The organism is Swingsia samuiensis, assembly GCF_006542355.1.
Classification (GTDB): domain Bacteria; phylum Pseudomonadota; class Alphaproteobacteria; order Acetobacterales; family Acetobacteraceae; genus Gluconobacter; species Gluconobacter samuiensis.
The window spans coordinates 822,586-835,442 of the sequence record NZ_CP038141.1 but is presented as its reverse complement, the minus strand read 5'-3'; the positions used below and the strand labels follow the sequence as shown (position 1 = coordinate 835,442).

The window sequence follows — 12,857 nt, the reverse complement described above, 5'->3', positions numbered from 1 at the left end:
GAGATGGAACAACACATATCCGTATCGTCAGATGAGTTAAATGAAAGTGAAAAGGTCGATATTCGGCGTTTTTGTGGATATCCAGTTATTGGTTCTTGCGATACGTCGCAAGGATCATGGCGTTTCTTTCAGCAGGAAGGAACTCTTGAATGGCGTATGAATCATTTATCATCATCAGAGCGTCAACAAGTGCGTGGGTATATAGCTCAACTTGAGGCGATGGAATTAGCTTTGGCTCACTCATCCGATAATCTTGATACAGAGAGAGCGGCGAGTTGGTTCCACAATCAGAATGAAGTGTCAGATAGACTGCAACTCTTTTGGATATGGAGGAAACGCTTTTGTACCTTTTTGGGTGTCTCAGGGGGAAGCGAACTACAGATGGCACAGGAAATTTCTATTTAAAGGAGAGGGTGTGCGTAATGATCACATTGCCTTACGAATAGCGCATGGGCATAGGAAAATAGCGCGCCAATTGGGAAAGAAAGCGACTCAATATCGTCCTTTAGGGCCATTATCATTGATGGGTGAGGTGTATGCATCAATCATGATGGTGCATGATATGACACCAGATTTTTCTTTTACACGCATTCCTCTTTGGGGGAATGTGACAGAGTATATGTTGACGGATCATATGGATGATATCGCATTAGGGGATATTATTCTTTGCGATAAAGAAACATTTTTTGTCGCGTCCATTAATGATTATAGACCTCTCTTGTGTGTGGTGTGTAACCAAACGGTTTGTGTAGAACAAAGTGACGGTTTTGGAGAACGTATCATTACAGACTGCCCTATTTCGATCTTTGAAACGGGGAAGGGTGAGGGTGTGGGGAATGGTATTCCAGGGGAACTGAAACCGACGCAGTTTTTAGGATATTTTCCGCATATTTGTAATGATTTTTTGAAGCCCTATATGGTGGTTATTATGAAGGACGGCTCTTCATATACAATTAGTACAGTTGAAAAATCTCAATTTGGAACACGTTGCTTGATGACTGCTCAACAAATTTAAAAAGGTTCGTATATGGCTGATTTTCCAGAAGGAGATCAAGCTTTAGCTTTTATGTGTGCAAAGGCTATTTACCCTCAAGGGTTAGGAAATGATTCTATCACAGGGCGAAGAACGGTTATTCGTAGGGGGTGGCCGTCGCCAAACGATCGGTTGCTCTTACAGGATAAACAAAAAGAAGTTGATTTTGTTTCCGTAACTATGGATGGCGGAGCGGATAAAGTTGTTTCTGCACCGCTTTATCGGTCGTGGGAGGTGACGGATCGTGTTTATCCTAATGTGATATTAAATTTTACAGGGGAATATGTTGAAGTTGTTTTCCCTTTTGCTGAAAAGCCCGTTGGGATTATTGGTATTTGGGCTTCTGAGGATCGTAAAAAACCTTATGTATATGCGGTAAATGCTGAAGATACGGCGCAATCAGTCGTAAAAGTTTTAGCAGGGTTAATTCCTGGAAGTTCGGCTGATGGGGCAATGTTATATTGGCCCTCTCATCATTTAGAAGGACGTGTTGTTGGATATGGAAAATCAGAATGTGTGGAGAGGCGACAAAGAGTACGATATCGTGTTTCAGTGTGGACAAATAATACTGTTACACGAGATTATTTAGGTAATAATATTGATGTCGCAATGGCTGATCAAGATTGGATTAAAACGCTTGATGGGCGCGAAGCACAATTAAAATTTGTTGGGATTGAAGATGTTGATAACATGCAAAACCAGCATATTTTTAGGCGTGATTATTTATATGATTTGATTTTTGATATTGTGAAAATTGAGTGGTCTGCAGAAGTGTTGTGGGGTGCTGATGTATTTAACCAGTCGGAAGACCATCTTAGGTTAGACGAAAAATATTTAAATATAAGTAAAAATGCGCTGAATATTTTACATTCTATCAATGTTCAGAAAGACGTTGTTGATTTTTATGGACGTATGAAAATCAATCAATTTGGAATTGTTGTTGAGTAATTGTTTTAATTTTGGAAAATAAATATGGCCTTAATCTATCAATCTGGAAAACTAAATACGACTGCTTTATCTGTTCCTGATGTTTATATACAGATATCACAGCCTCAGGATTTAATTACAGGAGGAAATTCATCAAAGCTAGGGATTGTGGGTACTGCTGGATGGGGGCCTGTGGGCCATCCGGTTGTTTTGGGTAGCAATGCAGATTATTTGGCTGCATTTGGTTCAAAGCAAAATGTGGTCACGGATGTTGGGGTTGCTTTGAATGTTGCTGCTATGCAAGGGGCAACATCATTTTGTGCTGTTCGCGTAACGGATGGGACGGATACAGTTGCATCTGTGATGGCAGATGATGTGAATATTCAAGCAAAGTGGACGGGTACAGAGGGGAATAATATTCAGCTTATCGTTGAACAAACGATGACAGGATATGATTTGGTTGTTTCTCACCTAGTCTTGGGGAGCATGGTGTATTCTGGAAAGACTTGGGAGGATATTCAGCAGGCGGTTCAACAGGATTTATCGGCATTAATTACGATCAACTTGTTAGAGACTGTGCCAAGCTTGGCGACCGGGCAATGGATATTATCTGGGGGGAAAGATGGAGGAAGGCCATCGACGCGTCAATTCCTTGGAAGTGATGGCCCTCAGATGACGGGGATGTATGCTTTAAAGGGACAAGGCTGTTCTGTGGCGTTTCTGCATGGGCTAACAGATAGCTTATCTTATGCGGATCAAGCCGCATTTGGGCAGAATGAAAATATTTATATGATTGCTTCTGGCCCTTCAGCAGATACCGTGTCTCATGCTGTTTCGGCTAAAATGGCACTCGGGTTGAGCAGTACAGCTTTGAAACTCATGTTTGGGGATTGGGTCTGGTATAACGACAGTGATTTCGGGGTTATTTTGTTAAGTCCCCAAGCGTTTGTTGGTGGTTTACTTGCAACATTATCTCCTGAGCAATCAAGTTTAAATAAACCTCTTTCAGGGATTATTGGAACGCAAAAAGCGGGCTTGTCGGGAAGTACTTCTGTGTATTCTTCGGCGGAATTATCAGCACTTTTTACGTCTGGAATGGATGTTATTTGTAATCCGGCACCAGGAGGGAGTTACTGGGCTGTAAGGTGTGGCCATAATACTTCAGATAATTCTGTAGTGAATGGTGATAACTATACTAAAATGACTAATTATCTGGCTGTATCGTTAGCAAGCGGTATGGGAGTGTATGTTGGTCATGTTATTAATGATACACTTTTTGCTGATATTCGATCGACATTGTTGGGTTTTTTATCGGCTTTATTATCCCAAGGGGTTTTAGGGATAGAAAATAATAGTCTCCCGTATAGTGTTGTCTGTGATGCATCAAACAATCCACAATCGCGTACTGCGTTGGGGTATGTACAGGCTGATGTAGCAGTACGATACCAAGGGATTAATGAAAAATTCGTTATTAATTTACAGGGGGGATCCTCTGTGCGTGTATTTACGTCAAAAGGTAATATTTAATCATGGCTAAACCGTATAGCATTGGCAGAGATTGTCGCATTACTTTTTTGTGGAATGGGCAAAGAATTGATATTCGGGATGTGACATCTTTTGTTGCATCGCAGGAAACACAAGCTTTACGCGCTAACCCTTTGAATGGGACACCTTTAGAATTTAATGTTCCCAACGGCTGGCGAGGATCATTTCAGATTGCTCGAGCAAATGCTGCTTTAGATAATCTGATTGCTGCGATAGAAACGTCATATTGGAATGCAGGTATTATCGGGAGTGGTATTATTTACCAATACATTACGGAAGCGGATGGAACGACGAGTACTTGGGAATATAATAATGTTTCTGTAAATCTGCAAAACGATACGTGGCAAGCAGATCATATGATCCATCAGAAAATTCAGTTCTTTGCATCAACGCGGGTTAAAATTTCATGAAAACGATACCAAACGAAGTAGTTACTACAGATGGTCGTCGTTTTTCGATACAAGAAATTGACCCAGCCGATATGTTGGATTTGATTGAGGCGGCAGGATCTGCGTTGGCAAGTGCTTCCGCAGAGGCTTGGTTGGGATATGCTGAGATGCTCTGCAGTGTGCGTGCTATTGACGGTATTCCTGTACAGATGCCTGCAACGAAGGGTGAAATTCAAAATCTTGCTCGTAAGATTGGAAAAGATGGGGTTAAGGCTCTTCAGGGTGTATTTGTGAATAATGACCAAGAAGAGGATGATCAAATAATAGCAAAAAACTAAGTAGGCACTCTGTATTTCAAGAGACACTATATTTAATGAAGTATGGAGTGCCATGGGATATTATTCGGTCATGGTCTCGGCCTAGGCGTGTTGCTGCGTGTGTCATTACAGCCGAGAGGGAAGGGCATAAATTTGACTGGGATTTAATGAGATATGAAGAATAATTATTATCGGTATGGTAAAGAATAAAATAACATCAAAAATTAGAATATTTAAATTTGATTCCTTTTCCCGTTTTATACCAAGATTTTACAAGATAAGAAAATTTGAAAAAACTCCTCCACATGAAGGGGGAGTCTTAGGTGGTTATTTTTCAAGTATTTTTCAAAGAAATAAAAATCTACAAATGAAAGGTGATCGTTCTGTGCTGTTCGGTTCCAGCGTGAGAGACGATCGTTCTTTGGCGTTTGGCTCCAGCGTGAGGGGCGATCGCTCTTTGACGGTTGGTTCTAGCGTGAGGGGTGAGCGTTCTTTGGCGTTTGGTTCCAGCGTGAGGGGCGATCGTTCTTTGGTGGTTGGTTCCAGCGTGAGAGACGATCGCTCTTTGGCGTTTGGTTCCAGCGTGAGGGGCGATCGCTCTTTGACGGTTGGTTCTAGCGTGAGGGGTGAGCGTTCTTTGGCGTTTGGTTCCAGCGTGAGGGGCGATCGTTCTTTGGTGGTTGGTTCCAGTGTGAGGGGCGATCGTTCTTTGGTGGTTGGTTCCAGCGTGAAGGGCGATCGTTCTTTGCCGAGTGGCTCTGGCTTGAAAAGGATGATAATTTCGAAGCAGAGGAATATGTTAGCTTTTACAGATAACATAACCCCAATCCCCTCTCAGAAAGGAACTCTTTTTTCTAAAGTATTGAAAAAACAAAAATTAAAACCATTAGAAATTAATAAAAATAGCCCTGTTCCTAAATATTTCGAAAAACAAACAAATAAAGATAAATTTGAAGAAGCAGAAAACAAAATTCACAAAAAACTATATACAAAAAAAGAAAAAAAATACAATTTTAGAAAAAATGAAAGTGTATATCATGCAGTTTCAGGTGTTGATGAAATAAAAAACAGACAGTTTGTCAATTTTAATACGGGTATATTCTAAAGGTAATAAAAATGTCTTCTCTTGAGAAAATAGAAGAAGTTATTGGTTCTATTGGTAGAATATCAGAGGTTTCTCCTGTTATATTAGGGAATTTGGTTCTTACGGGGATTGAGGTTCCTGATCACATGCAAATTGGTGGAAACCAGATGCTAGCCGTGCATCGGTTATTAGGGGGAAATAAGGTCGTTGATGTTTTGGGAAATGATCCTGCACGGTTAGAGCTTCAGGGACGATTTTTGGGGCCGGATGCACAGATGAGGGCGCAGATGATTGAAAGAATGCGTGCCGCTGGGATGCCTATTTTATTTTCGGCTGTAGGAATGGTTTTTCAAGTTTGGATAGCCCAGTTTTCATATATATATGAAGCAAAAGGTAATATTTGCTCTTATGAATTAATTTTGGAAAGAACGTCTGGTGGATTGGGAGAAGAAGTAGAAAGTGGGAGTGGAAACGATAGTATATTGAATAATATTTCAGATGTAGTGAGTTCTTTTTCTCAAGGGATAGGGGATTTATCGGACATTGTATTTACAGGCAGTCAATATATAGGCGGTTTTTTAAATCAGGTTTTGCCGGCCATACAGGTTTTTGGTGGAGCGCGTGATTTACAAAAAATTGAGCAGGCTTTGTCAAAAATACAAGTGATGGCACAAAGTGGTGTAGATGCATCAATGATACCATCATCTGTGTCGAGCATGGGGCAGCAAATGAATATGCTAGGAGATGGTTTGATTTCTTTATTACATTTCACGGGCCAATCTATTGAGAAAAATGAAATTCAATCTGCGGATGATTTGAAAATACTAGCGGTGAATGCATCTATGTCAAATACAGCGATGGAAATGGCAGGGGCTGTTAATAGAGTTCAGGCAATGGTTTCTCAGAACGGAGGAGGTAACTCTTATACTCCTTTGGTTTATGCTTAATGGGAACTATTATTTTTGTGAATGCTGCGGATGTTTCACTTTTCCATGTAGCACTACGTGAATTAGGAAAAGCTGATGATTGGTTTCGAATAGCACAAATAAATGGGATGGATGATCCTGATTTATCATGGATTGAAAATGTTGTGCCAATAAAAATACCATCGAATTGAGATAAAAATGTATGATATCAAGGCATATTGATATAAAAATTTTATTTAATGGGAAAGAGGAATTAAATATTGAAACAAAAGAATTTCAGATAAATTCTAATAGATATGAAGAATGTGATACTGGTTTTTTTGTTTTTTATATAAAAAAAAGCGGACTTGAGCTTAAAGATTTTTTTCAAAAAGGACTTATTTTAGAATTAAGGATAAGAGAACGCACAGCTCTGGGAGGTGGTTGGACTTCTTTGTTTGAAGGAGAGGTAGATCGAGTAAAATATTTAATTCAACAATCCCTTATTGAGGTTGAATGTCGAGATTTGATGTCTCGCTTAACTGATTTAAGACTTCAGCAAGCTTGGCTGAATTACACAGCATCTGATTGTTTAAAATTTATTGCTCAGAAGGCTGGATTAAAGAATAATATTTCATTTCCCAATAATGTAGCAGATCCAATGCAGGGGCAGTTCTGGCAGTTGGAGCATAAGCGGGTGGCTTTACTGAGTCAGCATCGATTTCAGACTGCAGCTGATATTGCTTTTGCGATTGCTCGGGATGTTTCGTGTGATTTATATGTAAAAGATCAGACGTTGTATTGTCAGCCCATTAGTTCTGATCAAAGAGCCTATAAAACATTAAATTTAGAAAAAGATATTCTAGAAGCTCATTTAGAACATGATGTGCAATTATCGTCAGGTATTATTGTGCAAGTATCATCATGGGATGCACGGCAAAGAAGTGGCATTTCTATTTATTATGATGGCAAGTCTTATTTTCGGGAAGCGCCTGTAGAAGCGGAGAAAAATACGTATTCGTTTCGCGTCCCAGGAAAAAGACTTGAGGATTTAAAAGGACTTGCGAAAGGGAAGTATGATCGGATCATGGCACACCAGATGATGCTGAGTGTGGTGATGCCAGGTGTAGTTGGTTTAACTCCACGGATGATTTTGGCCGTTAATATGAATGATAATGAAAAAAAATTAAGTATTGATCAAATAAAAACGATATTTTCATTAGAGGACGGGTTTGTGCAGAAGTTAGCATTAAGAGCGCGAGGGAATATTCCGTATGAATAATATAAAAACGATTGCCTCTGCCATAAATAACAGGACTGCGCATGCGGTTTTAGGTATTGTTTCATCTGTCGATCCTGTTAACCATGCGATTAAGGTTAAGATCCAGCCTGATAATGTAGAGACGGGTTGGCTACCGGATGCAGGCATTACCAAAGCAGGAACGTTGCGTATTGCATCTCCGGCAGATTTGGGCATGCATGTTGTGTTGTTACCCATCGAAGGCGATGGAGAGCATTACGTGGTGATCGGATCTGTTTTCGATACAGTAATTATGCCGCCCGTGTCTCCAATGAGTGGGAAAGTCGCTCAACCGGGAGAGTGGCTTCTTCAGGCAGGCTGTCAGAACGCTGTGTTTGGTTCTCAACACAAGAAAGAGAAAACTTCTTTGAAGTCCGGCTGGTGTCATGTTGGTGACGAAGGGATAGCTTTGGGAGCGGGTAATAGTGTTTTGCATATAAAAGATAATACGATTACTTTTAAAGTTGGGCATATTTTAGCTGAATTAACTGCAGATGGGTTAACGGTAACAGGGGGAGATATTAAGAATGATCAACACTCATTAAATAATCATATTCATACGGTGAATAATAGAGAAACGAGTCAACCAATAGGATGAGTAGTTTAAGCCATTGGTATGGGCAGGATTTGTCGATTGACAAAGATCGGTTGAAAATCGTTTCTGGGGCAGAGGAAGTACAACAAAGATTATTAAGGCGATTACTGACCAATTCTGGGGATTGTATATGGCAGCCTAAATATGGGGCTGGTGTTAGAAAAATGGTAGGGCAGGTGCTTCGACCGGGTATGATGCAAGCGTCTATTCGTGCAGAAGTTCTACAAGATAGTGGGGTAGATTCTTCTAAACCGGTAGAGGTGATTATAACCGACCGTGGAGGTGGGGGTTGCGACTGTCAAATATCATATTTTGATAATGAAAATAATGAGAAAAAAGAAATAAATTTTCCAATATTATAAAATATAAGATTAAAATTGAATTAGGACATTATGTTACTTCCAACACGTTCACTTTCGTCATTTGTGACGACTGCTTTGAGAATAGCTCAGTCTTCATGTAATCAGCTGCTTGATATATCTGTTGGGTCACCAGTCCGTGCTCTTGTGGAGAGTGTAGGCAGCATGGCTTTGTGGTTACAGCATTTAATTATTCAAATGCTTTTGAAAGCCCGTTTAGCCACGTCTTCCGGGGTCGATTGTGATAGTTTTGTCGAAGATTTTGGGATGGTACGGTTGCCGGGCCAAGCATCAACTGGCGCTGTAACGATGACATCCTTTATTTCGGATCAAATTTCAGCAGTGATTATGCCTGGTGATATTGTACGTACAGTTTCAGGTCTTTCTTTTTCTGTCGTAAAAGATACAGCGTTGGCAACGTGGTCTCCTGACATAGGGGGATATATCCGTCAGGCAGGAACTCAGAGTATACTGATCCCTGTAGAGTGTCAGGTAAAAGGAAGTATAGGGAACGTAGATGCTGGTGCAATTGCTCTTATGGGGACATCAATTGCTGGGATCGATGTCGTAACAAATGAAAATGCATTTTTAAATGGCTCGGATCAGGAAAGTGATATTCAATTAAGAAAACGATTTCCTTTATGGTTAGCCTCTAGAGCTACAGCAAGTGAAATGGCGGTTGGTAACGCTATTTCGAATGTACAAACAGGAATATCCTACTTTGTAAAAGAAGGCGCTGACCCTTCAGGTGCGCTACGGGGTGGTTATTTTACGGTCGTGGTGGATGATGGCAGTGGCGTGCCCACAGATGATATTTTAGCACGAGTTTATAAATCTATAGATGAGGTTCGCGCTTTAGGAGTGGGATTTTCTGTTTTGCGTCCAAGCATTTTGGTTGTCGATGTTTCTATGACAGTGGTGGTTCCTTTTTCTACATCAGTTTTATCGGCTGAGAGTAGTATTAGGAATGTTATTACAGAAGATATTCGCTCAAATGGTGTAGGGAATGGCTACGCGTATAGTCGATTATCTTATTTGGCATATGTTGGGGCGCGTGTTGATGTAAGTTCGGTTTTGGATGTTCGCCTCAATGGTGAGCAAAAAGATATTATACCGAATGGGAAACAAACGTTAATCGTTGGATCCGTGCAAATTAATGTAATTCAAAAATAATATTTAAATTTTTCCCAATAGAACGGATTTTTAGAGTATGTCTATTTTTAATACGTATCAAAAGTCTCCTTTGTTGCAGGGGGATGAAGTTCTTGTAATCGCTGATAGTAGTGGGCGTAGAACGCTCACCGCAACGGCTTCGCAAATTGCGGGTGCGCCAGCATGTTCGGAAGCGACTGGTTACTTTTATCAGAATAAAGGGGCTAAAATTAGTCGTTTTTCTGATCGTGTTTTGATAGGGGGAGCTGCAAAAAGTTCAGCGGATAGCGAAAGGGATCTTTTGGAAAAAGAGGATTGGCTTTCACAAGAGATGAACAAGACATCTGTTGGTCCATGGGCTATGCAAGGTGCCCAGAGCGCTTCTTTAGCGGCATTTGGGAATAGTGCATTTGTCGCGGCATCACGTACCACTGATGCTAAAAACGCAGTGGAACAACTTGGTTATCAACCAAGTTCGATCGGGGTGGCTTCTTGGGGCGTTGCGGATGATACATCTACGCTCACAACGACGACAGCTTATGCTTATTATGGTGAAGCTTGGAGACTGGCAGGGGTTAATTATCAGCCAACCTTTGGAATGGAGCTCGAGGCCGTTAATTTTGGAGGGCTAGCAATAGGCGTTTCAACTCCTTATCAACCTAATGTTGGTGGAGGAGTATATGGTGTGCAGCTGGGTGTGGGGGGCGGACAGACAGCTGGAACATCGGATGCCGCCGCAGGGATTGTTTTTGTTTCTAACCCGAATTCATGGCAAACGGGAATTGTCTTTGGATCGACTTCTTTAAGCGGAACAAATGGAAACGATACAGGATATGGTGCGGCTGTTTCTTTAGCGCGAAATCATGCGATAGAATGGCATACCCCTGAAGAGGTTTCTGGGCAAAAAGGAGGAAATGTTGGTGCTTTTATCCGTTCGACCGTGACGCAGCGTGATAAAGGGGTGAGGCAAGAGTTTGTCGACCAGAATGTTTTGTTTAGTAATATAGACGGGAAAACGATTTTTTCTATAGTAAGCCAAGAAGATCCAACAAATAATATTCAGGTTCAATCGGCTTCAGGTCCCCAAGCTGCGGGGATATATATTTTAAATGAAAATACAGGGTCACCTAATTTAGGATTATTTCCAGGCAAAGGAGGTGAATTACAGATTACCTCTCCAGTAAGTAATAATGGCAGAAAACTACCGAGCATACCAGATGGTGGATTTTTACATATTAACATTAATGGGCAGGATTATCGCATACCGTTGATGAGCCCCGAGCAGGCAGGGGAGTAACGGTGGACGGAAAATTAAGAGATACTCATAATGTTGTTTTACAGTCAACGGATGGAAAACCTCTTTTTGATACGGGTTTTCCACTAGGATCTATTGATAATTTTGTTAATCGACTGCGTGGCTTATTGCCATCAGGGTGGTTCCCTGCCCCCCCTAAGGATTTAGAAGAAGAGCAAGCACCTATATTAGTGGCTCTTTTAAAGAGTTTTGCCTCAATCTTCTCGGCTCTCTGGAGTTTAATGGAAGAAGCAAAAAAGCAACTACGTTTAAAGACGATGGTAGGGGCGTTTTTGGATATATTTGCGCTTGATTTCTTTGGAGAAGATCATTTACCGAGGCAAGCACAGGAAAAAGATGACGATTACAGAATACGCATCATCAAAACATTACGAAATAAAAACAATACACGCCTAGCTGTTTTTAATGCTGTGCAAAGTATGACACAGACAAACCCCATTATTATAGAGCCAACAAATGCGGAAGATTGTCATGCGTTCGGTACCCTTGCTGCACCTGAATGTGGGGGCGGCTATGGTTATGGATGTAATGGCTTACGGTATGGGCATTTGGATGGTGGACAGTTTTTTATTGAAGTAGTTTCCGGTCAAAACACCAATCATCACGTTATTTATGACATTATTGAGAGAACATCTGCCGCTGGGGTTATCGGCTGGGTTCGAGTGGAGAATTAAAATGGATCGAGCAATTGTTTATCCTGGAGCTATTCCAGTGGATACAGATTTATTACGCATTGGGAAGTATACAAAAGCGGGTATCGGTGCTTTGGCCGATATGGTGTATGGCCCAGGAAGTATTGCTGCATCTGGTCTAACTTGTACACCATCATCGACAGACTTATCTGTGATGATTGGTGCAGGAACAATTACGGCTCCGAGTGTGATGGATGTAAATACTTTCGGTGGCATTGGAGGTGGATATGAGCCTGATAAAACAATTACAACATGTCAGTATCAAAATGAAAGCTTGGTAAGGGTTACTATTCCTAGTAGTGGAGCTACTTATACCTTGTTTGGGATTTGTTCTGAACAGGATGTTGATCCTGTCGTACTTCCTTTTTTTAATGCGGCAAACCCTTCGCAGACACAAGCCGGAATGAATAATAATGGAGAAGGGTTACCAATCCGCCGGCACGCTGGGATTACATTTGTTGCGGCCACACAAGCACCGCCGGTTCCAGAAGGAAGTATTATTGTCGCGCTTTATACTCTGGATATCCCGAGTAATGCGACATCATTGCAGGGTATACAAGGGCAACCTGGCAAGGTTTTCTGGCCGACTATCCCTGAACTGGCAACGCAAACATTATTAAAAGCAGTTTCTACTCCTATGCAACTTGTTGAAACGGGAGTTTCTGTTTCGATACCAGCTTGGGCTAATCGCGTTGAATTAAGGGTGATTGGAGGCGGAGGCGGTGGAGCAAGCTCGTCTTCAATATCTTTGAAGGGATCTTTCTCTGGTGCAGGTGGAGGAGCAGGCGGAGACGCATGGGGGATTTATCATGTCAATACAACGGATGGAGGGTTGCTAGAAGTTTCAGTAGGATATGGTGGGACTACTGAGCAAGCTGGCGGTACATCTCTTGTGACATATAATGGGCAGACGTTATTGCAAGCTAATGGTGGTCAAGGCGGGTCATTTTACGCGCCATCAGGGTCAGCCGGAGCTAGTGGAGGTACGGCTTTAGGAGGAAATATCTGGAATCAGATAGGGACTTTTGGTGGAGATGGGCAAGCTGGAGATGCTTGTTTTTCAGGGAATGGAGGAGACGGACCGTGGGGAGGCGGTGGACGGTGTGGTGCCAATGGAGGGCGAGATGCTACACGGTTTGGTAGTGGAGGTGGAGGAGCCTATACGACAGTCACAGAGGGAACTCAGTCCAAAGGTGGAGCGGGTTATGGTGGCTGTGTGATGTATAGGTTCCTGCCGTAGATCA

The 12,857-nt window shown here is 41.7% G+C and carries 17 protein-coding genes; all 17 read left to right on the top strand.

The genetic code is table 11. The annotated features are described in order from the left end of the window. The first annotated feature begins 3 nt into the window (after window positions 1–3). The 17 genes from E3D00_RS03800 to E3D00_RS03730 are packed head-to-tail and all read left to right on the top strand — an operon-like array spanning window position 4 to window position 12,853. Entirely contained in the window at window positions 4–405 is a 402-nt protein-coding gene (locus E3D00_RS03800; protein WP_141460089.1) for a hypothetical protein, read from the top strand. A gap of 10 nt (window positions 406–415) precedes the next feature. After that, complete coding sequence (locus tag E3D00_RS03795) at window positions 416–1,015, top strand: hypothetical protein (RefSeq protein WP_141460087.1); 600 nt, start codon at window positions 416–418, stop codon at window positions 1,013–1,015. Window positions 1,016–1,027: 12 nt separating this feature from the next. Then, the gene (locus tag E3D00_RS03790) at window positions 1,028–1,981 is read left to right on the top strand and encodes a hypothetical protein (RefSeq protein ID WP_141460085.1); all 954 of its coding nucleotides are present in this window, start codon (window positions 1,028–1,030) and stop codon (window positions 1,979–1,981) included. A gap of 24 nt (window positions 1,982–2,005) precedes the next feature. Continuing rightward, a complete protein-coding gene (locus E3D00_RS03785; protein ID WP_141460083.1) occupies window positions 2,006–3,487 on the top strand; it encodes a phage tail protein in 1,482 nt (493 codons plus the stop codon). 2 nt (window positions 3,488–3,489) lie between these two features. Continuing rightward, complete coding sequence (locus E3D00_RS03780) at window positions 3,490–3,915, top strand: hypothetical protein (RefSeq protein WP_141460081.1); 426 nt, start codon at window positions 3,490–3,492, stop codon at window positions 3,913–3,915. After that, a complete protein-coding gene (locus E3D00_RS03775) occupies window positions 3,912–4,232 on the top strand; it encodes a hypothetical protein (protein ID WP_141460079.1) in 321 nt (106 codons plus the stop codon). The genes E3D00_RS03780 and E3D00_RS03775 overlap by 4 nt, the downstream gene beginning before the upstream one ends. Window positions 4,233–4,267: 35 nt before the next feature. After that, window positions 4,268–4,396 (top strand): hypothetical protein, encoded by a 129-nt coding sequence (locus tag E3D00_RS10670; protein ID WP_281279653.1) that lies wholly within the window; start codon window positions 4,268–4,270, stop codon window positions 4,394–4,396. An 11-nt stretch (window positions 4,397–4,407) separates the two neighbouring features. Beyond that, entirely contained in the window at window positions 4,408–5,316 is a 909-nt protein-coding gene (locus tag E3D00_RS03770; protein WP_141460077.1) for a hypothetical protein, read from the top strand. 11 nt (window positions 5,317–5,327) lie between these two features. Then, the gene (locus E3D00_RS03765) at window positions 5,328–6,242 is read left to right on the top strand and encodes a hypothetical protein (protein WP_141460075.1); all 915 of its coding nucleotides are present in this window, start codon (window positions 5,328–5,330) and stop codon (window positions 6,240–6,242) included. Continuing rightward, complete coding sequence (locus E3D00_RS10510; protein ID WP_181441989.1) at window positions 6,242–6,412, top strand: hypothetical protein; 171 nt, start codon at window positions 6,242–6,244, stop codon at window positions 6,410–6,412. Before E3D00_RS03765 ends, E3D00_RS10510 begins: the two co-directional genes overlap by 1 nt. 11 nt (window positions 6,413–6,423) lie before the next feature. Then, window positions 6,424–7,482, top strand: a complete 1,059-nt coding sequence (locus E3D00_RS03760) for a hypothetical protein (protein WP_141460073.1) — start codon at window positions 6,424–6,426, stop codon at window positions 7,480–7,482. Next, on the top strand, window positions 7,475–8,098 hold the full coding sequence (locus E3D00_RS03755; RefSeq protein WP_141460071.1) for a phage baseplate assembly protein V: 624 nt from the start codon (window positions 7,475–7,477) through the stop codon (window positions 8,096–8,098). Before E3D00_RS03760 ends, E3D00_RS03755 begins: the two co-directional genes overlap by 8 nt. After that, the gene (locus tag E3D00_RS03750) at window positions 8,095–8,457 is read left to right on the top strand and encodes a phage tail protein (protein WP_141460069.1); all 363 of its coding nucleotides are present in this window, start codon (window positions 8,095–8,097) and stop codon (window positions 8,455–8,457) included. The genes E3D00_RS03755 and E3D00_RS03750 overlap by 4 nt, the downstream gene beginning before the upstream one ends. A 30-nt stretch (window positions 8,458–8,487) precedes the next feature. After that, window positions 8,488–9,627 (top strand): baseplate J/gp47 family protein, encoded by a 1,140-nt coding sequence (locus E3D00_RS03745; protein WP_141460067.1) that lies wholly within the window; start codon window positions 8,488–8,490, stop codon window positions 9,625–9,627. A gap of 37 nt (window positions 9,628–9,664) precedes the next feature. Continuing rightward, window positions 9,665–10,903, top strand: coding sequence for a hypothetical protein (locus E3D00_RS03740; protein ID WP_141460065.1), 1,239 nt, complete (start codon window positions 9,665–9,667; stop codon window positions 10,901–10,903). A 2-nt stretch (window positions 10,904–10,905) separates the two neighbouring features. Further along, the gene (locus tag E3D00_RS03735) at window positions 10,906–11,595 is read left to right on the top strand and encodes a hypothetical protein (protein WP_141460063.1); all 690 of its coding nucleotides are present in this window, start codon (window positions 10,906–10,908) and stop codon (window positions 11,593–11,595) included. 1 nt (window position 11,596) lies between these two features. Continuing rightward, entirely contained in the window at window positions 11,597–12,853 is a 1,257-nt protein-coding gene (locus E3D00_RS03730) for a glycine-rich domain-containing protein (RefSeq protein ID WP_141460061.1), read from the top strand. Window positions 12,854–12,857: the final 4 nt, after the last annotated feature.

Excerpts from the sequence above, each read along its gene's own strand:
- E3D00_RS03800 (WP_141460089.1), top strand. The coding sequence starts at position 4 with ATGGAACAACACATATCCGTATCGTCAGATGAGTTAAATGAAAGTGAA.
- E3D00_RS03790 (WP_141460085.1), top strand. The coding sequence starts at position 1,028 with ATGGCTGATTTTCCAGAAGGAGATCAAGCTTTAGCTTTTATGTGTGCA.
- E3D00_RS03750 (WP_141460069.1), top strand. The coding sequence starts at position 8,095 with ATGAGTAGTTTAAGCCATTGGTATGGGCAGGATTTGTCGATTGACAAA.
- E3D00_RS03755 (WP_141460071.1), top strand. The coding sequence starts at position 7,475 with ATGAATAATATAAAAACGATTGCCTCTGCCATAAATAACAGGACTGCG.
- E3D00_RS03760 (WP_141460073.1), top strand. The coding sequence starts at position 6,424 with ATGATATCAAGGCATATTGATATAAAAATTTTATTTAATGGGAAAGAG.
- E3D00_RS03765 (WP_141460075.1), top strand. The coding sequence starts at position 5,328 with ATGTCTTCTCTTGAGAAAATAGAAGAAGTTATTGGTTCTATTGGTAGA.
- E3D00_RS03730 (WP_141460061.1), top strand. The coding sequence starts at position 11,597 with ATGGATCGAGCAATTGTTTATCCTGGAGCTATTCCAGTGGATACAGAT.
- E3D00_RS03775 (WP_141460079.1), top strand. The coding sequence starts at position 3,912 with ATGAAAACGATACCAAACGAAGTAGTTACTACAGATGGTCGTCGTTTT.
- E3D00_RS03740 (WP_141460065.1), top strand. The coding sequence starts at position 9,665 with ATGTCTATTTTTAATACGTATCAAAAGTCTCCTTTGTTGCAGGGGGAT.
- E3D00_RS03785 (WP_141460083.1), top strand. The coding sequence starts at position 2,006 with ATGGCCTTAATCTATCAATCTGGAAAACTAAATACGACTGCTTTATCT.
- E3D00_RS10670 (WP_281279653.1), top strand. The coding sequence starts at position 4,268 with ATGAAGTATGGAGTGCCATGGGATATTATTCGGTCATGGTCTCGGCCT.
- E3D00_RS10510 (WP_181441989.1), top strand. The coding sequence starts at position 6,242 with ATGGGAACTATTATTTTTGTGAATGCTGCGGATGTTTCACTTTTCCAT.
- E3D00_RS03780 (WP_141460081.1), top strand. The coding sequence starts at position 3,490 with ATGGCTAAACCGTATAGCATTGGCAGAGATTGTCGCATTACTTTTTTG.
- E3D00_RS03770 (WP_141460077.1), top strand. The coding sequence starts at position 4,408 with ATGGTAAAGAATAAAATAACATCAAAAATTAGAATATTTAAATTTGAT.
- E3D00_RS03745 (WP_141460067.1), top strand. The coding sequence starts at position 8,488 with ATGTTACTTCCAACACGTTCACTTTCGTCATTTGTGACGACTGCTTTG.